16 protein-coding genes, 1 tRNA gene and 2 pseudogenes are annotated in these 25926 nt (G+C 66.3%); 6 read left to right on the top strand and 13 right to left on the bottom strand.

The genetic code is table 11. The features are described from left to right. Nucleotides 1-151 precede the first annotated feature (151 nt). Nucleotides 152-784, bottom strand: coding sequence for a hypothetical protein (locus QNI14_RS02920; protein WP_283714694.1), 633 nt, complete (start codon nucleotides 782-784; stop codon nucleotides 152-154). Between the two features lie 206 nt (nucleotides 785-990). On the opposite strand from QNI14_RS02920, the gene QNI14_RS02915 reads away from it, so the two are divergent. Continuing rightward, nucleotides 991-1287 (top strand): hypothetical protein, encoded by a 297-nt coding sequence (locus tag QNI14_RS02915; RefSeq protein WP_283714693.1) that lies wholly within the window; start codon nucleotides 991-993, stop codon nucleotides 1285-1287. A 223-nt stretch (nucleotides 1288-1510) separates the two neighbouring features. Here the strand turns inward: QNI14_RS02915 and QNI14_RS02910 are convergent, their stop codons facing one another. Both QNI14_RS02910 and QNI14_RS02905 read right to left on the bottom strand, forming a co-directional pair. Beyond that, entirely contained in the window at nucleotides 1511-2023 is a 513-nt protein-coding gene (locus tag QNI14_RS02910; protein WP_283714691.1) for a CinA family protein, read from the bottom strand. A 142-nt stretch (nucleotides 2024-2165) separates the two neighbouring features. After that, on the bottom strand, nucleotides 2166-2396 hold the full coding sequence (locus QNI14_RS02905; protein ID WP_283714690.1) for an integrase core domain-containing protein: 231 nt from the start codon (nucleotides 2394-2396) through the stop codon (nucleotides 2166-2168). Between the two features lie 197 nt (nucleotides 2397-2593). Between QNI14_RS02905 and QNI14_RS02900 the strand changes: the two are divergent. The 3 genes and pseudogenes from QNI14_RS02900 to QNI14_RS02890 all read left to right on the top strand — a co-directional run. Then, a pseudogene (locus QNI14_RS02900) lies at nucleotides 2594-3543 on the top strand (IS30 family transposase); the annotation flags it as partial. Next, a pseudogene (locus QNI14_RS14120) lies at nucleotides 3443-3682 on the top strand (IS3 family transposase); the annotation flags it as partial. The pseudogenes QNI14_RS02900 and QNI14_RS14120, both read left to right, overlap by 101 nt. A 163-nt stretch (nucleotides 3683-3845) precedes the next feature. Continuing rightward, nucleotides 3846-4955, top strand: coding sequence for an ADP-ribosylglycohydrolase family protein (locus QNI14_RS02890; RefSeq protein WP_283714689.1), 1110 nt, complete (start codon nucleotides 3846-3848; stop codon nucleotides 4953-4955). Nucleotides 4956-4965: 10 nt separating this feature from the next. On the opposite strand, the gene QNI14_RS02885 is transcribed toward QNI14_RS02890, so the two are convergent. The 5 genes from QNI14_RS02885 to QNI14_RS02865 are packed head-to-tail and all read right to left on the bottom strand — an operon-like array spanning nucleotide 4966 to nucleotide 16708. Continuing rightward, entirely contained in the window at nucleotides 4966-8013 is a 3048-nt protein-coding gene (locus QNI14_RS02885) for a Z1 domain-containing protein (RefSeq protein WP_283714688.1), read from the bottom strand. Continuing rightward, a complete protein-coding gene (locus tag QNI14_RS02880) occupies nucleotides 8010-8990 on the bottom strand; it encodes a PD-(D/E)XK motif protein (RefSeq protein WP_283714686.1) in 981 nt (326 codons plus the stop codon). Before QNI14_RS02880 ends, QNI14_RS02885 begins: the two co-directional genes overlap by 4 nt. After that, nucleotides 8971-10500, bottom strand: a complete 1530-nt coding sequence (locus QNI14_RS02875) for an ATP-binding protein (RefSeq protein ID WP_283714685.1) — start codon at nucleotides 10498-10500, stop codon at nucleotides 8971-8973. Before QNI14_RS02875 ends, QNI14_RS02880 begins: the two co-directional genes overlap by 20 nt. Then, the gene (locus QNI14_RS02870; protein ID WP_283714684.1) at nucleotides 10500-13889 is read right to left on the bottom strand and encodes a Swt1 family HEPN domain-containing protein; all 3390 of its coding nucleotides are present in this window, start codon (nucleotides 13887-13889) and stop codon (nucleotides 10500-10502) included. The genes QNI14_RS02875 and QNI14_RS02870 overlap by 1 nt, the downstream gene beginning before the upstream one ends. Further along, nucleotides 13886-16708 (bottom strand): DUF1156 domain-containing protein, encoded by a 2823-nt coding sequence (locus tag QNI14_RS02865; RefSeq protein ID WP_283714683.1) that lies wholly within the window; start codon nucleotides 16706-16708, stop codon nucleotides 13886-13888. Before QNI14_RS02865 ends, QNI14_RS02870 begins: the two co-directional genes overlap by 4 nt. A gap of 149 nt (nucleotides 16709-16857) precedes the next feature. Between QNI14_RS02865 and QNI14_RS02860 the strand changes: the two genes are divergently transcribed. Together QNI14_RS02860 and QNI14_RS02855 are read left to right on the top strand one after the other, a co-directional pair. Further along, nucleotides 16858-19434, top strand: a complete 2577-nt coding sequence (locus tag QNI14_RS02860) for a sigma-70 family RNA polymerase sigma factor (protein WP_283714682.1) — start codon at nucleotides 16858-16860, stop codon at nucleotides 19432-19434. A 168-nt stretch (nucleotides 19435-19602) separates the two neighbouring features. Next, nucleotides 19603-20694: a DNA cytosine methyltransferase gene (locus QNI14_RS02855; protein WP_283714681.1), complete on the top strand. Its 1092-nt coding sequence runs from the start codon at nucleotides 19603-19605 to the stop codon at nucleotides 20692-20694. A gap of 1 nt (nucleotide 20695) precedes the next feature. On the opposite strand, the gene QNI14_RS02850 is transcribed toward QNI14_RS02855, so the two are convergent. The 5 genes from QNI14_RS02850 to QNI14_RS02830 form a co-directional block, all read right to left on the bottom strand. After that, nucleotides 20696-22306, bottom strand: coding sequence for a TIGR02391 family protein (locus QNI14_RS02850; RefSeq protein ID WP_283714680.1), 1611 nt, complete (start codon nucleotides 22304-22306; stop codon nucleotides 20696-20698). A 126-nt stretch (nucleotides 22307-22432) separates the two neighbouring features. Further along, nucleotides 22433-22505 (bottom strand) — tRNA-Leu (locus tag QNI14_RS02845). 131 nt (nucleotides 22506-22636) lie between these two features. Next, nucleotides 22637-24049, bottom strand: a complete 1413-nt coding sequence (locus QNI14_RS02840) for an NAD(P)/FAD-dependent oxidoreductase (RefSeq protein ID WP_283714678.1) — start codon at nucleotides 24047-24049, stop codon at nucleotides 22637-22639. Between the two features lie 20 nt (nucleotides 24050-24069). Next, nucleotides 24070-25401: a S8 family peptidase gene (locus tag QNI14_RS02835; RefSeq protein WP_283714677.1), complete on the bottom strand. Its 1332-nt coding sequence runs from the start codon at nucleotides 25399-25401 to the stop codon at nucleotides 24070-24072. Next, complete coding sequence (locus tag QNI14_RS02830; RefSeq protein ID WP_283714874.1) at nucleotides 25398-25868, bottom strand: DUF501 domain-containing protein; 471 nt, start codon at nucleotides 25866-25868, stop codon at nucleotides 25398-25400. Before QNI14_RS02830 ends, QNI14_RS02835 begins: the two co-directional genes overlap by 4 nt. Nucleotides 25869-25926: the final 58 nt, after the last annotated feature.

Below are 25926 nucleotides of genomic sequence, written 5' to 3'. Positions count from 1 at the left end.
ATGGATGAGACGAAGAGTTCGACTGCCGTCGGCGAGCCGATGACAACAATCCCGTCTCCGTCGCTGATGAGCTCGATGTCGCTCTCGACGCCGTCTACAACTTCGAAGTGATCCGGCTCGTCGGCCATTGCAGTCATCTCCCAGTCCTCAATCACTCGAAAACGAACTCGAGATCGGCCGCCGGCTCCACGCCGTGGATGATGCCCGAGTAGAAGACCTGTGCTTGCGTTTGGAGGTCTTCGCGGTTGAGATCGATGTACTCGGCACGCGCACCCTCACTCAGGATCTCGTTGATCATTTCGGCCTCGTCGATCTCAGGGGTGACAAAGCTGAGCACGCCGCCGCTCTCGACTGCCATCTTGAAGGGCTGGCCGTCCTCGCTGACGAACTCATGGCCAATGAACGTGAACTCCGGGATTGTGACGCGGAAGCCGTCCTCGCCGATCGGCTCAATCTCGACCGATTGCCGGTCGATGCCCAGCTTCGCCCGAAACTCGTAGCGAAGGAAGGCGGTGCGATCGCTACCCGGTACCTCGACCCCGAAGAAGCTGCTCGTGGAGCTCTTCTCCTCGATGCCTTGGATGCCGAGGCTCAGAAGGACCACTTCTTCTTCCTTGGAGACTGCCTCGATCACCTGGCTGCTTCGCGACTCGGTCTGCACGCCGAGCCCGACCCGCGCAAATGGGCCAACCACTCCGGTGGCCAGCAGCAGAACGAGGCCGGCCAATCCGACCACAGCAATCGCCGCGATCGCGACCCCGATGATCCGAAGTTGAGCCCTCACAGCGCAGCTCCAAAGACTGCGCGCCCGCTAGCGATCGATCCCATGCGACTGTGCATGCACTCCCCCAGATGTCCACCGGCACGAAAGCGCCGCGAAGCAAATGTACGTGAGACGGCAGACATTGCGATGCACGACTCAATACCACCTTCGCCCGATGTCGGAGCCTCCCTCGATCATTGCCGTGACGACACGAGAGGCGGCCCACCATGAGCGCACCGACACACGACCCGACCCTCCGCTGCAAGTATCTTGGCGGCCCCCGCGATGGGCTCCTGACGGCTGATCTTCCGCCAGAGCTGTCCGGCGAGAAGCTCACCGGGCTCGTTTCGAAGATCCCGCTGAGCCAGCCGCATCAGTTCAGCTTGTTCGCCGTGTACGTCTGCACGAGCGAGACACAGATCAACACCTTCTGGATCTTCGAGTTCGAGCGCCTGGAGGGCCCGAACGGCGAGCAACTCGTCGTCGAGGCTCCCGTTTCGCAGACGCTTGATACTGCTGGTTGATCCACGCGGGCGCCCGCGTCGGCCCCGATCAGACTGACGAACGTACTCGACTCCTCCACGTCCCCGACGCTCGTCGAAAGTGAGTGATCAGCCCAAGGCGAGCAGAGCAGGAAAGATGCCGACTTCTCGCTCGAGATCGCGACGTTCGACCGGATCCGGTCACCCCTCCGGCGACAGCGTGTCGGTCGTCAAGTCGCCGCCTCAACCTTGCCGCGCTAACTTCCTATCGCGTCGCGCGAGTCACGAGAGCTTCGACCTCGACGAGCGCCTCGCGAATCGCGGCCTCGACGGTGGCCTCGCGGATGGCCGCCCGATCGCCGGCGAGCGCCAGCCTGACTGACCGCACGCCCCTATGTGTCGCAACCGCCACGTAGACGGTGCCTGCAGTCTGCCCCGTCTGTGCATCAGGATCGGGGCCGGCGACGCCTGTCGTCGCGAGCCCCACGTCGGCCGGGCGACCATCGATGGCACAGGTGTGCCGAACGCCCTCTGCCATCTGCTCCGCGACGATCGCATCAACGGGGCCGGTCTCCGCCAGGCGCTCGCCACTCACGCCCAGCAGGTCACGCTTGAGTGTTGTGTGATAGGAGACGACACCACCGAGGAACGCGGCCGACGCCCCGGGCACCGAAACGAGTTCACCAGCGAGAAGCCCACCCGTCAGCGATTCGGCAGTCGCCACGGTCAGCGAGTTCTCCACGAGAACGCGAATAGTCCGAAGTGTTATGTCGTTCATCATCCGGGTCCTTTCGACGGACGGGTAGGTGCAGACAATCGGTCAGCATCGGAGGAACGCGCGAGGAAACCGGATCAAGCTCACAGCGCAAAGTCAGAGATGGGAGCCTGACCCGCTCTCCCGGACGGTTCTTGTGTGTTGATCATGCCGCGATTTCGGCGGCGGTGTGAAGGGCTTCGAACTCCGCGGGGCTGAGATCGCCGGGGGAGGTGTGCCTGCGGCGGGGGTTGTAGAAACCGTCGATCCACTCGAACACGGGCGACATGAGTTGGGCCCGGGAGTCCCAGATGGTGCGGTCGAGGAGCTCGCGTTGCATGGTTGACCGAAAGCTCTCGATGAGCCCGTTGTCGACTGACGACGCAACTCTGTCCATCGATCCGAGGAGCCCTGCTTGACGTAGCCGATCCCCGAAGAATCATGAGGCGTATTGGGCGGATTCAACTGGCCGTCGCAACACCTTGATCGTGGAGGTGTTCAGCAGTGGCGACAAAGGATTAGCTCGCGAAGACGAGCGAGGTTCCTGAGGGTGCGCGTCGGCAGTGGCGTGCGGATCGAGCGTTGCGGCCGCGGATGCGTTCGCCTGGACGACCTGAGCCCTCGCGGGCGGTGCAGCGGCAGTTCTGGCGTCTGATCGCGACGGGCATCACCTCGGCCGACGCGGCGTTGAAGGTGGGTGTGTCCGTGCCGGTCGGGACCCGTTGGTCTCGCCACGCTGGCGGCATGCCACCGATCTCATTAGCCGAGCCCAGCGGTCGCTACCTTTTCTTCGAAGAGCGTGAGGAGATCACGCTGCTACGCGCCAAGGATGTCGGGGGCGTGAGATCGCGCGCCGGAACGGCCGCGACCCGGGAACGATCTCCCGCGAGCTACGCCGCAATACGGCCACGCGCAGCGGGAAGCAAGAGTATCGGGCGCTGGTTGCCCACTGGAAGGCCCAGCAGGCGGCGAAACGCCCGAAGGCGGCGAGATTGGTGACCAACGACAGGCTGCGCGAGTACGTCCAGGACCGCCTCGCCGGCAACGTCCGCCGACCGGATCGCAGCGTCGTGGTCGGGCCTGAGCCGCTGGCATGGAAGGGGCGGCACAAGCCGCATCGGCAGGACCGGCGGTGGGCGATCTCGTGGAGCCCCGAGCAGATCTCGCACCGGCTGAAGGTCGACTTCCCGGATGGTGAGTCCATGCGCATCAGCCACGAGGCGATCTACCAGTCGCTGTTCTTCAGGGCCGTGGCGCGCTCAAACGCGAACTCGTCACCTGCCTGCGAACTGGTCGCGCACTCCGGCAGCCACGGGCTCGAGCGCAGAACCGCCCGCGAGGGCATGTCACGGCGGAGGTCGTGTTCTCCGAATGCCCCGCAGAGGCTGCGGACCGCGTCGTCCCTGGGCATTGAGAGGGAGACCTAATCATCGGCACCGGCCGGTCGGCGATCGGCACGATCGTCGAGCGCAAGAGCCGCTCGACCCTGCTCGTGCGCCTGCCGCGACTGGAAGGCTATGGCGAGATCCCACCGGTCAAGACGAGCTCGCGACGCTCGGCTGGGTGCACTGGCACAACACGCAGCGCCTCCACGGCTACCTCGGTGACGTCCCGCCCACCGAGTTCGAGAACGCGTTCTATGCTGTCCCCAACGACCGTAATCTGCTGGTCGGAATCAAATAGCGCGAGTCTCCATCAGACCCAGGGCGCTTCAGGTCATGGTCAGCGTAGTGAGTGCGAACGACAGCGCCGCGATCCGTCTCCTCGGATGCCGCGTTGCTACGCGCAGCGGCGGATTGTTCCCGAGTAGGTAACACCTTCGCCCCTTCTGTTGCATGGTTACTACATGCAGAAGGATGTCGCGCGGCTCAAGCAGTTTGTAAGCCAGATTGCTGACCGTGGACCGGCGACCTGGCAAAGCAGGACTCGAGGGCTCTTTCTCGGGTTGACGTTGGGTGACGCGCTTGGGCAACCCGCCAAACACGACAGCCCGGCTGTACTCGTGTCTGGGGTGACGACTCAGCTCGCAGCCTGGACCGCGGACGCTCTTCTACGGCGAACGACTCGCTATGGCCTCTACCCGCCGCAGACACCGCACGGCGAGTGGGACTTCATGGATTCGATGATCCGCACCAGTCTCGAGCGTTGGCTTATGGCTCGAGACGGCGACTCACGTCACGGGGAAGTTCCCGCGTTCGGGTGGCTCTCCGACGTGCCAGCGTTGCGGAACCCTCGCGGCAACGCAACATCGACGGAACGAGCACTCCGTCGGGGGTCGGCAAGCCGTTCGAATAGTTGTAGGCCAATGATTCGTTCAACAGTCGTCGCCGTCTACGCAGGAGCCGAGAGGTTTCAGCGGGCGAGTCCAGCCCAGACAGCTCGCGCCGCGAGAACCATCGCCGCTGCGACTCATGATCATCCTGATGTCCTCGCCAGTGCGGAGCTGCTGACCTTCGTCGCGGTCCACGCGCTACGCACAGATGGTGACCTGAACGACGTGTTGCAAGCTGCAACCAGAATCAGTGACGCCGAGCCGAGCCATGCCGCAGTGATCGCTGAGGTCCTTGAATTGGCGCGAAGCGATCTCTCCGCCGCGGAATCCCTTCATTCGATCGCGCCAGATGACTCTGCCGCCTCCGTATTGCGCGGCGCGCTCTTCCTAAGTGCCCGCTACCCGTCTCGCGAGCTGGCCGAGGATGCGCTCAAGGCGGCGCTGAGAGCGCCCGACCCGGACGGCGTCGCCGCTGTAGTCGGCGCACTCATCGGCGCGACGCACGGGTACGAGGTGTTTCCGACGGTACAACTTTCGAGGCTCGAACTCGGATGGGTGATGGACCGACTCGCAATCGATCTCGGCGAGGAGGTCCGCGAGGACAAGGTGCCCGCCGGTGGATGGAAGGAAGCCGGAAGCCCATGGAATGAGCCGTGGTGGGACGTGAAGTATCCCGGAATCTGAGCTTTAGCGCTCAGACGTCGACGATCGCGCTATCTGCGAGATCGTCGCGACGCACGGTGAACCCAATCCGACCCCTCGGCGCAGACGCATACGGCATGGCAAGGGAGAAGAGCGTGGCGACGCTGTCGGCGCTCATCTCTTGCGGCCAGGACGCACGTTTCACGCGTTCGCGGTCAGCGCGCCCATCCCCATTGGCTTCTTCAGCAGTCAGCTCAGGATCAAAGGCAAACGTCAGCAGCAGCGCACCGCGCGTGGGCCCAGCGAGGGCGAGCGCGTGATCGCCCGCCTGTGCAGACGGATTAGGGCTCTGAGTGATGACTTCGAGGGTTGCTCGATGCCTGCGCTCGCTTCCCGCGAAACCCGGACGGTCTCGTCGACGCTGCCGTTCCGCGATAGAGACTTCGACATCTCCAAGCTGACGTCGATAGCTCGGATCTTCGAGATGCGGAACAACCACCACCCACTCTGTCAGGGTGCCTTCATCTGCGGCCTTCTCGATCATTCGGATCGTGGGCCTCAACTGATCCGGCGAGCTCAACGTGAAAGCCTTCAAGAAGTCGATTACGAGAGGCGTAGGGACAATCGCGTGTCGACCGAGGAACGAAGTGCCAGCCTGACCGCTGAAGCGTTGCGGCTCGGACAGACTCTTCAGGAGCGAGATGACTGCGCTGAAGTGCGCGCGATTGCGCGAACCGTCCTTCCGATCGTCGTGCTGATTGAAGTCCTTCACGACGCCACCGTCGCCCTCGTACGCAAGGACGGCGTTATACATCTTGTTGGACCCTGTTGGCTTCAGCCAAGGGAGCTGCTGAAAAACTAGCGGGGGCACATGGATCGGCCGAACTACCGGACGCCCGTCCTCCTCGATCTCGGAGAACTTCCGGAGCTGATCTCTGAACTCCTCTTCGTCCTCGATGATCGACGTGAACGCGTCGTATAGGTCGTACGATTTGCCTCGGCCGTCAAGAATGTTGCGCGCGATGTAGAGGCGTACGAGGTCACCATAGCCAGGACGGTACCCAAACCAACGGCCCATCTGCATGAGCGTGTCTGCTGCAGCAGCGCGGCGACGGTAATAGGTAATTGTGAGGCCCTCGACAGTGAACCCACGGCTGAGCTTTGCACCGCCTACCATCACTCGCCAATACGGCCGGGTCTGGAAGTCCATTGCGTCATAGTCGCTGTCCTTCGTCCCATTAACGACGACGACAGGGTCGCTGTCGACCGTGATCTCGTCCACGGCCGCTCCGATGTGCGCTTTGAGCTCGTCGAACGATGAGGGCATCGGAAGTGCATTCCACTCCGCCCGCGAATCATGCACCAGACGGAAGTCGCTGTCGTATAGCACCCGAAGTCGCGCGAGTCCTGCCGGGCTGCTGTAGGCGCCCTCGTCTCTCCAGACCCGCCGGATGCGATCAGCGAGATCAGAGTGTTCGGATGTCTTCACGGATTCGTGCACCAACATGGTGTGATGCCGGAACTCCAGACCAGTCCCTAGCGACTCGCGCCACTTCTTTATTCCGCCGGTGAGCACAAACGCATCGAGCGCATCCCGGATCTCACGATCCTCGTCGGCTGGATCCTGCGCACCATCCGCTGTGAGGTTTCGCACGAAGGCAGCTTCGTTCGACTTTGCCGGGTCGCCGGCTGCACCTTCCTCGAGGCCCCACAAATCATGGAAATAGCGGCCGCCCATGTACGCCGACGAAGGCTGAAGGCTGACGAGGAAGTCCTTCGGAAACAGATCCTCCGAATCGTCCGGCGAGATGAAGACGTTTGCGAAGGGAGTCGCTGTGTATCCGACGTACTGAGCTCGTGGCAACTCCTGCAGGAGCTCCGCGATCAGCTTGTTTATCGCGGAGCGCTTCTTCGACTCCGCCGCTGCTTCCTGCTTCGATCGCGGGTTGACGGTGTTGACGGAGGCTTGGTCCGCCTCATCGTCAATAATGAGCGCCGGGATCTCCTTCCCGTCCGCACGAATGTTCTTGAGGTCGTGAAGGAGATTCTTCAGCGCCGTAGTGTTCTTCTTCATCACGGCGATGCGTACATCGACAGAGTGGATGTTCTCGGGTGCGAAGACCGGTTTGCCCGTGTCTCGCAACTCGCCTGTGCGCCGGAAGTCGAGGGCGTCCCTTCCCAGCCGGAGCTTGCGGTAGTCCCGATCGACTGTGGTGAGGCGTTTGATGGCTGGAACTTCTGGGAGCGAGTGGACGTCTTGTCCGTGTCGGAGGAACTTCCCCGCGTACCAGTCCGCGTCCTGCGTGCCGATGTAATCGATGTCTCGGATGGAGGATGCGTCGTTCCTATCCGCACCGTCGAGGATGTTCTCCTCGCCGACCAATTCCATGTCGAGCCTGCGTTGCGTCTGGCCCCGCAGCAGCTCGATCGTTCCGGTGAGCACGATGATGAGTCGGTATCCGGCGTCGACGGCCTTCGCGACGATACCCGTGAAATTCGCGGTCTTCCCGCTCTGCACATGGCCGACGACGAGGCCCTTCGTCTGGTAGCCCTTCGCCGCGCTCGGGTCGGCGAGCCTCTGGACGATCTCCGTCGTCGACCGATCGAGCGTCGCAAGGGCGTCGACGTCCCAGCCCTTGCGCTCGAGCACGCCGCGGTACGCACGCCAGTAGAAGTCATGGTCGGCGCGACGCTCCTCGTCGTACCACGGCGTCCAGTTCTTGGGGTCGACGATCATCGCGTCCATCTGCGACGCACTCGGGAACTCGCCGTCGAGCGCTTCGCGCATACCCTCGGAGATCTCGAGCAGATCGTAGATCCGCTCGCGTCGATCGGGCGTGCCCGGCTTCGTGGTCTCGATCCAGTCCGCTGCGGCGACGGCGTCCCACATCGCCAGGGCCATGTGCATCGCGCGTCGGGCGGGATCATTCAGGTCGGGAACGGTCACCGCTTCGCGGACGTTGGCCTCGGACACTGCGATGCTCGTCTTGCGCAGTTCGCCCTCGACGCGGTAGAGCAGTTCCTCGGGACCAGTGTCGCGGATCTGGTTGAGCACCTTCTGCACCGCAGTGGCAACGGTGGGCGCGGCGGCTGTCGTCATTCGGGGTCCTCGCAGAAGTCGTGGAGCGGGGCAGCGATCGCGCTGTGGGCGAGATCGGTGACGTTGACACGGTAGGTGACACTTGCGACATGGGCTCGCTGCGGAACCACCTGGTCGAGCCTTCCGGATGTGATGGCCGGAAATTGATCGTCGACGAGGTATGCGCGAGGCATGGAACGGAGCTGGTAGCGGGTCGGGTAGAGATCCCGATCCCTGTTCCGCCAGCCGAGCCCCTCGAGCGCTGCGTCGAAGGTGCGGCGAGTCTGATCGAGCCGCGCGCGTGTGTTATCGATGAGCGACGGGAGCGTGAATCCCTGCTCAGCGAGGCCCGCACGCGTGAGCTGAATCGAAACGAGGTGGAGGGGGCGTCCCGGTTCCGGTTCGAGCTGGGTCTCCGAACCGATGACGTGGACCCTGCCCTCGGACTTCGTCGTTTTCACCTCAGCATCGAAGGCGTGGAACGCGAAGTCGTGCTCCTCCGACAGGGGGCCGAGCCACGCAGTAATGGCGGCTTCCTCGCCCAGCGCTTCGATCGAGTGGGCGAGCACGAGCAGTTCTCCGACGAGTCCGAGCACCTTCTCCTCAGTGAGCCGGGTGCGGCCGGCGAGCAGGTCCTTGAGCGATGCCACGGCCTCCGAGACGGCATGACGGAAGGATGCGCCGGACTTCAGCTGATCGACGATCGACTCCAGCAGGACGTACGCCTCGTAGTGCATGTCGCGTGCATCGACGACGAGGCGGAACCACTCGTCGCCGTCGCGCCGGATCCGCGAGAACGAGAGCCGCTGGAGCGCGGTCACCTCCGGCTCCGAGCCGACCGCCGGAGTCCGCAGCTCGACCTCCTCGCGGCCCGGGTCGATCTCCATGATCACGCTGGGCGACGCATGCAGCGGGAAGGCAGTCTTCGCGCCGAGCCGGAAGTACTCCTCGACGCTGCGCGGGTCGAGGTGAGTCGAGTCATCGCTCGGCGTCGTCATCCCTGATCTCCTTCTCCTGGCGCGCGGACTCCTCGCGCACGGCCGCTGTCAACAACTGGTCCCACGCCTGCAGCTCGGCCTTCTCCCGAGAACCGAGGTACGAGCCCTCGAAGTATCTCGAGTAGATGATCGCCAACAGGGTCTTCAGGAGCGGGGCGTCCTCGTTGTCGGCGCCGTCGACGCCGGTCAGCAGCGCGCGATAGGCGCTGTTGAGCCAGATGGTGCGCTGTTCCAGGTCGATATGTACCGGCGACTCGGTCGGATCGACGCGCCACCGGATATCGAAGGGATCGGCGTCAGCGCGCTCGACCGACTCGTCGAACGCGATACGCATCGACGCGCTCATTCCGCGCGCGGGCTGGACGAGTTCGACCGGGCGCTTCTCGTACCTGCGGCTATCGCGCCGCAGCATCTCGGCCTCGGCGAGGAACGATCGCAGCGGCGTGTCATCCGTCGCGAGACGGGCATCGAGCAGCGCGCTCTTCGCGTCGGCGTCGAGTTCCAGCCCGGCCTTCTCGGGGTTGATCGTGACATGACCGGCGAGCGATCCGTCGATGTCGACCGAGATGCGCACGTATTCGAGCTCGGGCCTGTCGACGGCGAGCGTGTTCCACCCGCCCATCTGCAGCAGCCGGTTGTTCCGGTAGAAATAGAAGCCCTGCGCGAGTCCCCCCGGTCGTCCTCCGAGCCGGAACTCCGGCAGCCCTGCCTGCGAGGCCGGCCACACATGCGCCTCCGCGACGCCCGACGATCCGTCGATCGAATAGCACAGGGCCGCGGGAAACCTGTCGTTGGGCAGCCGCCGATAACCGAAGGGGTCGAGCGCGGTGACCCGCCGCGGTGCGCCGGACTCGCCGTAGAAGGCGTCGAATACGTCGATCGCCAGCGCGATCGAGCCCGACTGGATCTGACGGTGGAAGACGATCCCGAGGTGCGTCTTCAGCGCAGCGATGCGCTGCTCGAGCCAGTCCGAGCGATCTCGCTGGTCACGACTGCTGAGGAACGTCCGCGGCCCCTCCCACTCGACGACCGTTCCGTTGGTGAGCGGAAAGTCGATGCGCAGCCCGCCGAGCACGCCGGTGACATCGTCGTGGTCGAGATCGCCGATCCGTGTCGGGTCGTCGGCGTCGATCGTGCGGCCGGCGGGCAGCGCACCGTACCTGCGCGAGTACACGTTCAGCCGGTTCGCCTGACTCAGGGATGCAGCCTTCAACCCAAGGCCGAAATGCCCCTGATCAGCGGAGTCGTAGGTCCGGCGTCGCGCGTACTCCATCGCCGCGTCGATCTGGTCGCTGTCCATGCCGCGGCCGTCGTCGATCACCTGCAGACCCGTGACCGCGCCGTCCTTCTCGAGGAACCGGATCAGCACTCGTGTCGCGCCTGCGTCCAGGCTGTTGTCGACGAGGTCCGCGATCGCGGTCTCGAACGTGTGGTGCCGCCCGACAGCCCGCGCGATGGACGGGTCCGGCGCGGTCTGGCGGACACGGGTCACACGGACGTCGGCGCTCATCAGAGGTCCTCGAACGCGTTCGGGTAGAGCCCGAGCTGCGCGCCGTTCTCCTTGACCGTACGGACGACGCCGTCGGGGAACCCATCGGACTTGCCAGCGTCGATATCGACGCGGATCTCGAGCGTGTCGGGCGCGGCGTTGCGCAGGTGTTCGAGCAGTTCCTCCGCGAGCTGAACGACCTGCTGACGGAGGTCGACTCCCGGCTTGAGCTCGATCGAGCCCCGGTACCGGGCGTTCCTCACCGTCGAGCGGGGAGGTGCCGGCTGGGGCGCAGCGGACGCCGCTCCCTGCGAGCCGCCAGCGGCGCCGCGCGATGCTGCTCCGGGCGTGACGCCCGCCGTTCGAGCCCTCGCAGCTGCAGTCTCCCTCGCCCGCTGCTCGGTCGCGAGCCTCGGGCTCACCAAGAGCATCGTGTCGGTCACGACCGGTGGAGCCGCGTCCTCGATCGGGATCCGGAGCCCTTCGAAGTCACCGGTCTCGGCGTCGTAGCCGTCGGCGAGCGCGAACCCGAGCTGCTCCCAGGCGGGGTCGGTCATGGCGCCGGCGATCGCGTCGAGCAGCACCTGCTTGTCGCGCAGGCGCGCGAGGTACGGGTATCGGACGTGGAAGTCCCACAGCTCTCCGACACGGATCGAACCGGCGTTCCAGCGGCTGCGGAGGCTGTTCTGCAGCTCCACGCCGATCGACTGCATCGAGAACCGTGTGATGACCGCGTCGACCTTGTCGAATCGCTCCGCCGCGGTGACGATCACCGAATCCGTGGCGCCGTCTGCTTTGACCTGCGAGGTCGTCCACGGTGCGGACGCGTCGGGCTGCTGCGGGTGGATGCCCCAGATCCAGGTCTCCCGGATGCGCTGGTCGACGGTCTTGTTGAGCGCGGTGATACGCTGCGTGGCGGTCTCGATCTGCCCGTGCGTCAGGTCGAGGATTCCTCGCTCGGCGTGGATGCCCTCCCAGGCGAGGTACTGCCGGGTTGCCTGCTCCAGGTCGGCCCATCGAGCCTGATCGGGCGCGAGCACGACGACGGTGTTGACCCCCTGGCGCGGAGCCGTGCCGCGCGACGACGCGATCGAACGCGCGAAGGCGTGCGCCTTCGAGTCGGGCGTCTTGCCGTCGTGCGTGTGCGCAGGGCCAGCGACCACGAGCCGCACCCGGTCGCCCTCGACGACCTCGCTCGAGTCCGACGGTGCGAACACGACGTCGGCGAAGATGCGGGCCGCGGAGGTCTGCCGGCGGAGCCTGTCGACGACCGCCTTCTCGACATCGGCGGCGGAGAACGACTGCGCCCGTTCGGCGACGGTGCGGTTGAGCGATACCTGCAGGTCGAACCAGTGCCGCTCCCCCTCGGCGTACAGGTAGGTCGCTCGTTCGCTGAGCAGTTGCAGCGCGCTGCCGAAGTTGCCGATCGTGTCGCCGGGCATGGCGACCCCGAGGAACATGCGCTTGCGCTCGATGCCCTTGTGGTTCGATCGGAGCGTCGCAGCCGACCCGATGAAGGTCGCTCGGGCGATGCGCCGCGTGAGCGCGCGGTTGCCGAAGAGCGGCTTCTCTTGATCGATGTGGATGGCAGTGCCGTTCGCGCCGTCGATGTCGCTCTCGACGACCGACTTCCAGCGGTCGCCGTCGTCCAGGTACCCGGTCAGCTCGTCGCGCACGGCGGGCGCGTCGAGCGGGATCGAGCCGGGCATGATGAGGGGTGAAGCGTCTCCCGACGAGTGCAGCGCGTGAACGACCGCGCTCATCAGCCGCAGCACGCCGCGGGTCCGCTGGAACTTCTCCAGGGTCGACCAGTCGCCGTAGAGCCTGTCGAACAGTTCGGGGTGGATCGGGTACGCGTCGCGGATGCGCGATTCGTACGCGGCGTCGCGGGTCTCGGCGGGCAGCTCGCCGACGCTGCGCCGGTAGTACTCGACGAACGTCTTCGCTGTCGCGTCGATCCGACGGCGTGCGGCTGCGTCGGGCTCGCGGAACAGCCGGCGGCGCACGATCTCGAAGGACTCGGTGCTGCTCGCGGGCGTCCACGGCTGCGCGATCCGGGTGACCACGTTCTGCAGTCGCTCGAGGGCCGCTCGTCCGTGCGCGCCGCCGACCTCGAGGTCGGAAGCGACCGGGGCGTCATCGTCGCGTCGGATGTCGGATGCCGGGATCGAGACGAGCAGCAGTGCGCCGGGCACCGACTTCACGGCCTCGGTGAGCTGCTGCGCGAACGAGAACTGCGTCTCGAACGTGCCGCCGACCAGCGAGTCCTGTCCGTACAGCCCGCGCGCGTAGGCGACCCATTCGTCGATCAGGATCACCGCGGGCGAGTGCTCTGCGATGACGTCGCGGATCGCCGCGCCCGGGTTGGTGCCGGTGCGGTCTGCGTCCGCGACCTTCGCGTACGCCGATGCGCCACCGAGCTGCCACGCGATCTCGCCCCACAGGGTGCGGATCTCGGTGCCGTCCGGCTTGGTCCACGATTGGCCTGGAGCGAGTTCGTTGCCGACGACCGCGACACGTCGCACGCCGTCGAGGATGACGGCGGGGTCGACGTCGAGCTCGCGGACGACGTCCTGCGCGCTCTGCGGGAAGTCGGTGATGGGTCGGCCGCTGAACAGATGCCAGACGGCGAGCATACTGTGCGTCTTGCCGCCGCCGAACGCGGTCTGCAGGTTGACGACTGGTGCGGCGTTCATGTCGCCGGAGAGTCGCCGCACGGCGATCCCGAGCAGGTTCTTCAGCCCCTGGGTGAGGTAGGTGCGCTGGAAGAACTCGATCGGATCGTTGTAGTCCGCCGAAGCCTCCGTGCCGGTGGCGACCTGGTGAAGATCGGCTGCGAACTCGGCGCGGGCGAAGTCGTTCGCGGCGATATCGGGATGCGGTTCGAGTACCTCGCGCCAGGGTGTCAGGTCCGTCGATGAGAGCGCGGGCATGCCGGCTCCGACCTGCGTGTCGCGTCGGGTCTCGTCGGCGTAGGCGGAGCGCTGCACGTCCAGCCGGGAGCGGCGGATGCTGTCCGCGGCGGGGCCGGCGCCGATCGCCTTGAGCAGGCGCTCCATGGTGTCGAGCGCGCGGTATGCATCGTCAGGGCTGAACGGTTTGCGGTGCGCCCACGCGTCGCGCACGGCACGGAGTTCGCTCGCGAGGTTCTGCTCAGCGCGCGACAGGTCGTCGCTGAAGACGTAGCGCAGGGCGCCGAGCGGTTCCGTGAGGACTCGGAGCTGCACTTGCGGGTCGGTCGCGGAGTACTCCTTGCCGGCGATGCCGTCCTTCGCCGCGAGCAGCAGCGTCCAGTCGGTGACGCCTTCAGGCAGGTGCCGCGCGAGCACCCGAGCGATGAACGGTTCGAGCGATTCGGCGAGCAGGTCGAGACCGCGACCGACTCTGTCGATGTTCGAGACCATGCTCATGCCTCCAGGGTGTCGAAGTCGAGGGTCTGCGCTGGGGTCTCGGCCGGCTGTTCAGCGAGGGATGCCGCGGCCGTGCGCACCTCGGGCCATGACGAGCCAAGCGTGTTGAACAGGATGCCGGCCTGCGTCAGCCCCCGCTTCTCGGCGACGGCGTAGAGCAGGTAGGCGAGCTCGTGCGCCGCGGTCATGTCGATGCCGCGCTCCTCCGCGCTGGCGAGGATGCGCCCGGCCGCGTCGAGTCCGGCGTCGGAGAGGGCACGAGCCATGTGAAGCACGACCTCCCAGAGCGAGATGCGGTCGTCCGTGCGCGGGTCGTAGTCCGCGGGCAGCTCGTCGGGCGCGAACAGCTTCACTTTTCCGCCGCCGCTGGAGATCACGCCGGAGCGTGCGAGCGATGCCACGGACGCGTTCTTCGCACTGGCGAGCGTCTCCGCCTCGCCGTACTGCGATACGTCGAAGCCGTGGGTCTCGAACCAGGCGACGCACCAGCGGGTGTCGTCGTCGAAGTCCCCCTCCTGCTGCGACAGCACTTCGTCGAGCACCCCGTTGATCGCTCGGAGCGCGTCGCGGACGGTCATCGGGTCGCCCGAAGGTTCGACCACCCGCGCATACTTCGAGAATGTCGCCATGCCCGGACCGATCGCCGCCTGCGCCATGTCGACGGGCGCGATGCTCCCCTGCTGCAGATGGCGCAGCGCCTCCGGCAGCGTCGCCTTCAGCTCCGCGAGGAACCCGCGGCGGTCCGTGATCGGCGCATCATTGGGTCGTGGCCGGAGCGCCAGCACGATGGACGAGGCGAGCGCATTCGTTCCGATGCTGATCATGCGGCCAGCGCGCTCCGAGCGCACGGGCCATGTCGCGGTGACCATCCACCCTTCGGACACCATCCCGCTGAGCAGCGTCTCCCAGCCCGTCGAAGCCAGACCGTCGGCTTCGAGCTCCGCCTGCTTGAACGCGTAGTAGACGGTAACGGGAAGGTCTTCGCCGGCGGAGCGCCGCGCGCCAGCGAACACGCGCCGGAACCCGGATTCGAAGAAGTCCTGTGCCGCTTCGCGCCCGCCGTGCCGATAGGGATTAGCGACAAGTTCCTCGGCTTTCGGCACCAACATGGTGCTCAGGAGCCCTGGATGGATGGAGCGAAGCCCTCGCCGGAGCCAAACGTAGAAGAAGTCGGAGAGGTCTGAGTAGCCGATGTTGTCGTAGTACGGCGGGTCTGTCGAAATGGTGAGGCCTTCGTATGGACGAGTTGACGCGTCGGCCTGCTTGACCGAACCACATCGCGATGCCGGGAGTCGGTCGACCACCTCCGCTACGGACGCCAGCGCAACAATCGGATCACCTGACGCGCGGGCGAAAGGCGACACCTCTACGAAGTCCCACGCCATCGGAACCGCCTGTCGCGAGAACAGATTCCGGGTCTGATCACGGGAGTTCGACCATGTCGCGAGCGCATTGCCGATATCGGCAGTCCTGCTGACGCCGATACCGAGGTAGGTGGCGACGGCGTCGGCGTAGGCTGCGGCACCGGTTCCGGCGGATTCGAGGCGGTCGCCCTGGGGAATCCCTGCAGCAAGGGCGTCCTTGAGCACCCGCTCCCGCGCCTCACTGACGAGGTCGCTGAACGTCGTGAGCGCCGTCAGCTGCCGGTTCGTGAACAGGTCGGAGAAGTTCGTGAGTCCGTAGCGCACGACGTTGATCCGGCCTGGCCAATCGAACAGCTGCCCGGCGGGTACATCGGTGGGAGCAGCGTCTAACGCCACCCTGATGTGCTCGACGCCCGGCTGCAGATAGATACGGGAGCGGACGCCCTCGGCAACGATCGCCATGAGTTGCGCTCCCAACCCGACGTCGCGACTCGTGGCGCGGACGTACTCAAGCGGTACCGCATTCGCGCACGCCACGCAGGTGGCTCCGAGCCTCCCGACAGTCCCGTCCTCGTCCTTCGTCGGCGCCGCCTTCAGGTCGTGCCCAATTGTGTACTCGACACGGCCATCGACGACTGTCGGGAAGACGTAGGCTTCCTTGCCCTTCTTCTTGCCGAGCCACCAGGAGCGTACGAGCGGCATCTCGATGCCGCAGGCGGGGTTCGGGCAGGTGACGGTGCGGGCCCAGATCCATGCGATGACGTTCGCCTGGGTGCCGTCCGGCAGCGTCGCCTTCGGGTAGAGGTGGCCGATGCGCCGCTCCGCTTCGTCGCGCATCCACTCGCCGTAGCGGCGCACGTCTTCGGCAAGACCGGTTGCGCGCGGCCAGGAGTTGCGCGTGCCGTCGGCGCCGGGGTACACCGGCGGACGGTCGGCGAAGACCGGCGGAATCTCGATCAACGCCTTGTTGATGAGCACCGCGACGGGGTTGAGGTCGCTGGCGTGCGCCTCGAGGCCGAGCCGCTGCGCCTCGAGCGGGATCGTGCCGCCGCCGGCGAAGGGGTCGAGGATCGCCGGCGGCGCGCCGTCGGTGGATCGGAGGATCTCGGCGCGCACGGCGTCGAAGAGCGCCTCATCGCCGAGATTGTCCCAGTCGACCATGCGGGTGATGAGGTCGAACAGTCGCTGCCGCTCGGCATCCACGCGCGCCGCGACATGCGCATCGACATCGCCGACGCCGTTGCGCTCGGCCTCCTCACGGAACTCATCCGCGTGCTCCGACGGGTCGTCCACCAGCTGCGCGAACAGCACGGCACGCGCGGTCGCGAGGGGGCGGCGCGCCCACCACAGGTGCAGCGTCGAGGGGTGTCCGTGCCGGATCGACTTCTCACGAGCAGACTGCGCGTTGATCGCTTCCAGCGGCAGCGCGACCTCGATGAGCTTCTTCTTGGGCACGGGGAATCTCCAGGAGCACCGCTGGCCGCGGCGACGTCGGTCGACGCTCTCCGGCCAGAGACCCTCCCTTTCTATCGCACCCTCACGACACGGACCGTCTTGCGATCACTGCCGGTCGCACGTCTGCGCCGCTCGGTAGCATCGCCGCCATGAGGGACACCGCCGACCCGCTCGCGCCGGACGCAACGGACACGCTTGAACTGCCGACCGACGCGTCGATCTTGAGTGCGGTCGGCCGCGGCCACAGCCTCGCGTCCGCGCTGTCCGACCTCATCGACAACAGCATCGATGCCGGTGCGACGCGTGTCGGCATCCGGTTCGTGATGCGGGCCGGTGCCGTGCGGTCGATCCGCATCCGGGACGACGGCTGCGGAATGACGGCCGAACAGCTCGAGCGCGCGATGTCGTTGGGGCGGTCCCGCGACCACGGCCCCACCGAACTCGGCCATTTCGGCGTCGGACTGAAGGCGGCGTCGCTCAGCCAGGCGCGCATCCTGACCGTCCTGTCCACGACAGGCTTCTCCCCTGCTGCGGGACTTCGCCTCGACCGCGCGCAGACGGGTCCGCAGGTTCGGGCGCAGATCATCGACGCAGGGGCCGCTGCCGCGGTCCTCGAACGACGCGGGCTGGGCGCCGAGTCTGGAACCGTCGTCGAGTGGTCCGACCTCGAGAACGTGTCCGAGGCCGGCGGTTACCACGCCCGCCGCAACTGGTTCGAGACGATGATCATCCAGTTGCGTGATCAGCTGGGACTCACGTTCCATCGGCTGCTCGGCGACGGGCGTATCAAGATCGAGCTCGATGAGCTCGACGAGGCCAGCAACGAGTCCGGCGCGCCACGGACCGTCAGACCGATCGATCCGTTCGCCTTCGAGCGATGGGGAGCCGACGGGTACCCGAAGCGGCTCGAGGCCGACCTGCCCGGCGGCGGACGCCTCGCCATGACCTGCTTCGTCCTCCCACCAGCGGTCGACAGCCCCGCAGTCAAGATGCTGGGACGCCCCCGCGGCGCGTGGCAGGGTCTCTACGTCTACCGGAACGACCGGCTCCTGCACAGCGGCGGGTGGCTCCAGCTGCACCCCGATGGCGGAGCCGACACACAGCTCGCACGCGCCGCAATCGACATCACGACCGACGGCCTTCATGCGGTCGCAATGAACGCGGAGAAGCGAGGGGTGCTTCTGCGCCCGGTCGCGATCGACGCGCTCACTCGGGCGCGTTCCGACGGCTTCTCGTTGCGCGCCTTCATCGAGGAGGCGCAGGCCGTCCTGCGCAACGCGCAGCAGCGTGAGCTCCGTGCGCAGCCGTTCGCGACTGCGGGGACGGGCTCGCCTGACGGCATCGCCGATCTCGTCGAGCGCACTGTGGGCGTCCGCGACGACGGCGTTTCGGTCAGTTTCGAGTGGGCCGGGCTCGCATCGCGTCAGCTGTACGCCTTCGAGCCGACGACCGGCGTCGTTCAACTGAACGAAGTCCATCGCGTCGCGCTCGAGTCCGAACCCGCGCGCCTGGAACTGCTGAAGACCAGCGTCTACCTCCTGCTCGAGCCCCATGCGGGCAAGGAGCGCCTCGCCGCCCACACACGTGAGCGCCTGGACGTCGTCCACGCCGCCCTCGCGGCCGTCGCGATCGTCAGCCGGGCGGTTGCTCCCGGCCGTGGTCCGGGGCACGACGATGAGACCGCCTTGCCATCCGGTTCAGGCAACGCGTCCGACGACGAGGAGGACGACGAAAACGGGCTGATCGAGTCAGTGCGCGTAACGGGTCGCGATCCGTACGAACCGCTCGCGGACCCGGCAGTCGCCGATGTGCACATCGATGACGACATCATGGTCGATCTGATGCGCCGCGTCCGGGAGTTCGAACTGCTCACCGCCGAAGAGGAGGTCGAGCTCGCGCGCCAGATCGAAGCGGGCGTCATCGCCGAATCGCGGCTCGCACGGATGACCGCCGAAACTCCGCTCACCCAGGACCGCCTCGACCTGGCCTGGATCGCGCGGAATGGAGAGCGCGCGTTCGCGCGAATGGTCGCGTCGAACCTGCGACTCGTCGTCCACATCGCAAGGCGCTATCAGCGGAACGGGCTGGACCTGGCAGACCTCACCCAGGAAGGATCCCTCGGCCTACTGCGTGCGGTGCAGAAGTTCGATCGCTTTCACGGCACGAAGTTCTCCACGTATGCCACTTGGTGGATCCGTCAGGGCATCGAGCGGGCGATCGCCGATCAGGGACGCACGATCCGTTTCCCCGTGCACGTTGTGGACCAGCTGCCCGCCGTCGTGAAGGCGTGGAAGGCGGCCCAGGGGACGACGTCGCAGCGTCTCGCCGAGGTCTCTGAGACGCTCGAGGTGAAGCCCGAGTTCGTACGAGCGATCGTCGACAACCTCTCTGCACCGCTCTCGCTCGACTGGCCTGTGCTCCTCGAGACCGCGGAGGGTGAATCCGAGTGGGTCTCCCTCGCCGACGAATTGGTCGACGCGGACGCAATCGGCCCGGAGGAGCATGTCGAGATTGGCGCCAGGGCTGCCCAGCTGAAGCCGATTCTCGACACGTTGACCGAACGCGAAGCTGATGTGCTCCGGTGGCGGTTCGGCGTCGGCGGGGCGCCGCCGATGACGCTCGACCAGATCGGTGCGCGTCTCGGCGTGACCCGCGAACGCGCGCGTCAGATCGAATCGAAGACGATGAAGCAGCTTCGATCCGCTGTCGCCGGCCAGCCGAGTTGAACTGCCGCGCGCAGCGGACACAGCTCGACGACATCGTGTGTGCGCCAATGTCGGACCCTATCGCGAGTATCGTATCTATGTTCGATATCTCGCGTTCGGCGCCACAGGCTGCGGTCACCCGGCGAGGCGGCACGCCGGCCGCCGCTTGGCCGGCTAGGATCAGGTACCGTGCCTCGTAAGATCCGCGTCCTCGACCTGTTCGCCGGCGCCGGGGGGCTTACCGCCGGCTTCCACGAAGCCTCGCGTCGATTCGAGAGCGTCGCCGCAGTCGAAATGGACACCGCGGCCGCCGCCTCGTACGAAGCGACATTCGGCGAGGGCATCGTCTTCGCGGGCCGCATCGAAGACTGGCTCGCGACTCAGCCGATGCCGAAGAACATCGACGTTGTCGTCGGCGGCCCCCCATGCCAAGGGTTCTCGACACTCGGCAAGCGCGACGAGGAGGACCTCCGGAACGAGCTCTGGCGCCAGTATGCGGAGACGATCACTCGAGTCGAGCCGAAGTATTTCGTCGTCGAGAACGTCGCCGTCTTCGAGAAGTCGACGCAGTTCGAACAGTTCGTCGAAGCGACCGCGCCCGGCGGTGTCCTCGAGAAGTACGCGTTTCAGCACCGCATCCTCAACGCCGCCGACTACGGTGCTCCGCAGTCGCGCAAGCGGGCCGTACTGATCGGCCACCTGCGGACGCTTCCGTTCCCTGGATTCCCCGCGCCGACTCATGCTCCGGTGGCCGACGGAACCCGCGAGCGCCATGCGTGGGTCGAGGACGCTTTCCTCGGCATCCCCGGCGACCCGGATCGCGATACTGTGCTGGGCACGCGATCGGTGACGTTCGCGGGCAAGACCTTCTCCGGTCCGTTCTCGACGCGGGAGCTCCACTGGAGCCGTGACTACTCCGAACTCTCGATGCGACGATTCGAAGCGATCCCTGAAGGCGGCAACAGGTTCGACATCAAGCCCGACGATCTTGCGCCGTGCTGGCGCAAGCACACCACTGGATCCGCGGATGTAATGGGACGCCTCCACACCGACCGCCCGTCGGTCACGATCCGTACCGAGTTCTTCAAGCCCGAGAAGGGTCGCTACTTGCACCCCACGAAGAACCGCGCGATCACCCACTACGAGGCAGCAGTGCTCCAGGGCTTCCCGCCAGACCACCAGTTCGTCGGCTCAAAGACCGCCATCGCACGCCAGATCGGCAACGCCGTGCCGATCCCCCTCGGCGCGGCGATCGGCCGGCAGATCGCGAGTGCCCTGTAGGTCAGTCCACGCCCGCCGCGCTCTCGACGAGCTCGATGCGCCGACGTAGGTGCGACAAGATACTCAGCGCGTCGAGGCAGTCCTGGTACGTGAAGACGCCAGCCTCTTCGAGTTCACGCACGCCTTCGTGCTGAATCGGGTTCCGAAATCCGGTCCAGAGCGCCTCGGAGATGAGGCGCTGACCACCGCGCATGTTCTTCTGCGTATCGGGCGACAGGCCGACCGATGAGAAGGGCACGATAATGTCGATAGCAGGCGCATCGCCATTCAAGGTCGATCGAAGGACGTCCAGTTCGGACATGCCATCTGGCTTTGCTCCGATCCGACGCACGTCGCGTACGTATGCCTTTATCGCCTCGACGACGGCGTGGTGATACTGCCCATCCCGGTATTCACGCTCAGCGGCCCGCTGAATCGACGGGTGAAGGGTGCGCCAATGGAAATCTGCATGCTCGGGTGCGATCGCCTTGATCCCCTCCACGAGCTTCTGCCGCCTCGCATCGTCGATGTCGTTCTCCGGAGAGACGACCTCATCGAGCAGGCTCTCGACCGCGGCAGCCTGCTTCTCCCCTCTGATCGTCGACTTCCAAGCGTCGACATCGATGCCTGCACTCTGACTCGCTCGGTCCTTGTTCTCTCGCGCACGCAGCACACGGCGCTTCTGCGCGGCGCTGCGGATCACGTCCGCCAGGTAATCGCGGAGCGCCGCAGCTTGTTCCATGTCCCAGTTGACTGACCGTCGATCGGTTGCAATGACATCAGCACCCGAATCGAGCGCATCCGCCTCGACGAAGCCCGTTATGTAGGAGAACGCATGTGACGACTCGGGGACGCCGAAATACTCCGGTTCGTTGGCCATCCGTCCGCGGACGTAGAGCGTGACCCCGCGCATAGGCGCAGGAAGCGGCTTCGTCGCAGCGATGATCGTCCCTGAGACGCCGCCCACGAGCTCCGGCGGGTTGCTGAATTCGTCCGGGACCGACCAGTGAGCGTGTTGTTCGATCGAGTCGTAGCGGAGCTCGCGATTCACAGGGACACGCTCGTCGCCCTGCAACACCGAGAGGTTGAAATCTGCATCCGGGTAGTTGAAAAGGCGAGAAAGACTGGCGGCGAGCACGCGGGCCTTCACCGCGGTCTTGCGTGTGAGATCGCTCAGACGGATTCGCGTGAAGTGCGAAGCGACGTCGGCAGGACGCATCCGGACTGTTGGCTTGTACTCGGACCCAGCTGCGCCAAGGATGTCATCCCAGACCATCGTGACCTCAGCGTACTCGGCGCTTCCTGCACGCTTCGTCTCGACGACGATCGTGTTCCCAATTCCGAACACTGCGAGCTTTCCGAGGCCCTTTCGCCCCGCGACGCGTCTGCGTCCGGACTCGGACAGGTCGCCGCGATCCTGTGCGCGCCTGTTGCGCCCGATAGTCAGGTAGTTCGTCTGCAACTCATCCAGGGACATCCCATGCCCATCGTCCGCCACGATGAGCGAGTCGCCTGTGACATCGAGGATGATCTGCACGGACGTCGCGTCGGCATCGTACGAGTTTGCGACCAACTCCGCGACCGCATTCGGCAGGTGTGAGTACATCTTGAATCCGAGATGCTCGATCGTCATCGGGTCGAACGTCAGTTTAAGTTCAGTCACCTAGTGCCCCCGCATGGCGTTCTGAGAGTGGTCCTCGCATCGAGTCCACACACGGACGCGTGCTGCCATGATGCACCGAGCGCTCGAAGCACCATGTACCCCCGCTGGGACTCGAACCCAGACTGAAGCGATTTTAAGTCGCCTGCCTCTGCCATTGGGCTACGGGGGCCCCCCGCCAGCGTAGCCGCCGACCACGGGTGCGACTCACTCGAGGTAAAGAGCAGGGCGCCGCGGCATCCACCAACCAAACGACGAACCCCGCCGGGCACACAGCCAGGCGGGGTTCGCACAAAAAGCAGGTCAGGCCTTGGCGGCCTCGCCGGCGGTCGGGGCCTTCTCGCCGGCGACGCTCTTCGGCTCGATGGCCGGGGCGGGGGCAGCCTCGGGAGCGGCCGGACGGGGACGGGCGGCGAACTCCTCGAAGACGTAGCGCGGGTTCTGCACGGCCTCGAGCGACACGTTGTCGCGGCCGAGCCACAGGTTCTGCCACCAGTCGCCCACGACGCGGAACTTGCGCTCCCACGACGGCATTGCCAGGCCGTGGTAGCCACGGTGCGCAACCCAGGCGAAGAAGCCCTTGATCGCGATGCCCTTCGACTGGAACACACCGTTGTACAGCCCCAGGCCGGCGACGGCACCGAGGTTGTGGTGGATGTACTCCTTCGGCGTCTCACCGCGCAGCACCGCCACGATGTTCTTCGCCATGAGCTTCGCCTGACGGACGGCGTGCTGGGCGTTCGGCACGCAGTAGCCGCCGACACCCTTACCCGTGAGGTCAGGCACAGCAGCGACGTCACCGGCAGCCCACGCGCCCTCGACGAACTCCTCGGGCGTGCCCACGCGCAGGTCGGCGCGCGTGCGGATGCGACCGCGCTCCTCGACCGGCAGGTCGCCGCCACGGACGACGGTCGGGTTCGCCATGACACCGGCGGTCCAGATGATCAGGTCGGTCGGGATGACCTCACCCGTCGACAGCTCGACGTTGCCGTCGACGGCACCCGTCAGCTGCGTGTCGAGGTGCACGTTCGCACCGCGCTTGGCGAGGTCTTTCAGCACCCACTCACTCGTCGGCAGCGACACCTCGGGCATGATGCGGCCCATCGCCTCGATGAGGTGGAAGCGCGTCTCTTCGAACGTGATGTTCGGGTACTTGCGCAGCAGCGAGCTGGCCAGCGCACGCGTCTCGGCGAACACCTCGATACCGGCGAAGCCACCACCGACGACGACGACCGTCAGCAGACGCTCACGCTCGGGACCGGCCGGCAGGTTCGCGGCACGGTCGAAGTTGTTGAGGATCCGGTCACGGATCGCGACGGCCTCTTCGACCGTCTTCAGACCGATCGCGTTGTCGGCGATACCCGGAATCGGGAACGTGCGCGACACGGCACCGGCGGTGACGACGATCTGGTCGTACGTCTCGGTCCACGGCTCGCCCACCGACGGGGTGATCGTCGCGGTCTTCGTGGCGTGGTTGATGCCCGTGACCTTCGCGATCACGACACGCGTGCGCTTCAGGTGACGACGCAGACCCACGACGACGTGACGCGCCTCGATCTCACCAGCAGCGACCTCGGGGAGGAACGGCTGGTAGGTCATGTACGGAAGCGGGTCGACGATCGTGACCTCAGCCTCCCCCTTGCGGAGGTGCTTCTCGAGCTTCCACGCGGTGTAGAAGCCGGCATAGCCTCCACCGACGACCAGGATCTTGGGCACAGTGGTAGTCACGAGTCGGATTACTCCTTGATTGGGCGGCTCGGCGAACGCGAGAGGCGTGCCGACTTGATGCGACGGGCAGCGGCGGTGACCCCGAGCACGACAAGTATAGTCCCCAGGCTGAGGGCCACGAGCGGCACCGTTCCGTACCGCAGCGAGTCCGCACTCGGCAGCAGCGCCGACCCCGCCTGCGTCGGCGGTTCCGCCTCCGGCAGCGGCGGGATCTCGACCGGCGTCACCGTCGGCCGCGGCGTCGGCTCGGCGTCCGCGCGACGGTACAGGCGGATCCACTCCGCGAGGTCGCCCATCGGGTTCTCCGACACGACCGGAACGGATGCCGCCACCGCAGCAGCCGCATTCACCAGGCCGTACCCGTAGAGCGGGTCGCGCCCCTCGCGGTCGCCGGCAGGATCGGCCGTCTTGATGATGCGGTTGATGACGTTCGCGGCATCCAAGTCGGGATGCGCGGAGCGCACCAGCGCGGCGATGCCCGACACGAGCGGCGCAGCCCCGCTCGTGCCCTCCCAGATCACCAGGTCGCCGTTCGCCGACAGCCCCAGCAGCTCCTCGCTCGGCGCCGAGATGCCGATCGAGATGCCCTGGGTGGATGCCGTGTTGCTGGCCTTGCGCTCGCGGTCGACACCGCCCACCGTCAGCACACCCGGGATCGTCGCGGGCGCGCCGACCTCTTCGGTGCCGGTCTCGCGGTTGCCCGCCGCGACCACGACGACCACGTCGTGCTCGAACGCGTACAGGAACGCGTCGTCCCACGAGCGATCCCAGTCGAGCGTGTTCGTCGTGAACGACAGGTTGATGACATCGGCGCCGTGATCGACGGCCCACACCATCGCCTCGGCCACCTGGTCGATGAACGGCACCGTCGCCGACTCGCCGAAGCCGATCGACAGCGACAGCAGGTCGGCCTTCGGCGCGACGCCCACCATGCCCTTGCCGGCACCGGTCCCCCGCCCCGCGGCGAGCGACCCCACCCAGCTGCCGTGGTTCGAGTCACCGTCACCGACCGGCGTCCGCCCGTCGGGCGTGCCGATGCCCGAGAAGTCCGCGCCGCCCACGACCGCGTCGTTGAGCTCTTCGGCGCCCTTGCCGATGCCGGTGTCGATCACCGCGATCGTCGTGCCCTCGCCCTGCGTGACCTTCCATGCGTCCGTCACGCCGTACTCGTCGAGCCAGTACTCCATGTTCCGGATCGGGTCGATCTCGGGCTCTTGCTCGACCTGCTCTTCCTGCTGCTGCGCCAGGGGCACGTCGTCGGGCGTCACTGCCGCGGCGCCGCTCAGCAGCACCGTCGCTCCGACGAGTGCCGCGGCGATGCCGACGCGCAGCGTGGTCATCCGGTGCCGCCGGGAGCCGCGCACGTGCAGCGCTCGGGCGACCAGTCCCCGCGCTCCAGGGCGAGGTCACCGATCGGGTTGACGCCCGGGCCGGCGGCCAACGAGTGGGCGGCCACGGCGTGCAGGCACTTCACGCGCACCGGCATCCCACCGGCAGAGATCCCCTCGATCTCGTCGACGGTGCCGTGCACGGCACGGTCGGACAGGTACGCCTCGTGCGCACGCGTGTACGCGGCCGCAAGCTCTTCGTCCTCGGCGAGCGCATCGGCCAGCTCGCGCATCACCTGCGTCGCCTCGAGCGCCGACATCGCCGCCGTCGCGCCCGGGTGCGTCAGGTAGTAGAACGTCGGGAACGGCGTGCCGTCGGGCAGCCGCGGCTCGGTCGCCACGACCGTCGGGTTGCCGCACACACAACGCGCGGCAATGCCCACGACCCCGCGCATCGGGCGACCCAACTGGGCCTGCATGACCTCATGGTCGGCAGCGGTCGCGGGCGTGAGCGTCGGATGGGGCACTGCGCCAGTT

The organism is Microbacterium dauci (assembly GCF_030065535.1).
Taxonomy (GTDB): Bacteria; Actinomycetota; Actinomycetes; order Actinomycetales; family Microbacteriaceae; genus Microbacterium; species Microbacterium dauci.
This window is presented reverse-complemented; position numbering and strand designations above follow the sequence as displayed.

Bases quoted from the DNA above. Each gene is read 5' to 3' on its own strand.
- QNI14_RS02915 (WP_283714693.1), top strand. From the start codon at position 991: ATGAGCGCACCGACACACGACCCGACCCTCCGCTGCAAGTATCTTGGC.
- QNI14_RS02910 (WP_283714691.1), bottom strand. From the start codon at position 2,023: ATGAACGACATAACACTTCGGACTATTCGCGTTCTCGTGGAGAACTCG.
- QNI14_RS02905 (WP_283714690.1), bottom strand. From the start codon at position 2,396: ATGGACAGAGTTGCGTCGTCAGTCGACAACGGGCTCATCGAGAGCTTT.
- QNI14_RS02890 (WP_283714689.1), top strand. From the start codon at position 3,846: ATGCAGAAGGATGTCGCGCGGCTCAAGCAGTTTGTAAGCCAGATTGCT.
- QNI14_RS02885 (WP_283714688.1), bottom strand. From the start codon at position 8,013: ATGACGACAGCCGCCGCGCCCACCGTTGCCACTGCGGTGCAGAAGGTG.
- QNI14_RS02880 (WP_283714686.1), bottom strand. From the start codon at position 8,990: ATGACGACGCCGAGCGATGACTCGACTCACCTCGACCCGCGCAGCGTC.
- QNI14_RS02875 (WP_283714685.1), bottom strand. From the start codon at position 10,500: ATGAGCGCCGACGTCCGTGTGACCCGTGTCCGCCAGACCGCGCCGGAC.
- QNI14_RS02870 (WP_283714684.1), bottom strand. From the start codon at position 13,889: ATGAGCATGGTCTCGAACATCGACAGAGTCGGTCGCGGTCTCGACCTG.
- QNI14_RS02860 (WP_283714682.1), top strand. From the start codon at position 16,858: ATGAGGGACACCGCCGACCCGCTCGCGCCGGACGCAACGGACACGCTT.
- QNI14_RS02850 (WP_283714680.1), bottom strand. From the start codon at position 22,306: ATGACGATCGAGCATCTCGGATTCAAGATGTACTCACACCTGCCGAAT.
- QNI14_RS02835 (WP_283714677.1), bottom strand. From the start codon at position 25,401: ATGACCACGCTGCGCGTCGGCATCGCCGCGGCACTCGTCGGAGCGACG.
- QNI14_RS02830 (WP_283714874.1), bottom strand. From the start codon at position 25,868: ATGCAGGCCCAGTTGGGTCGCCCGATGCGCGGGGTCGTGGGCATTGCC.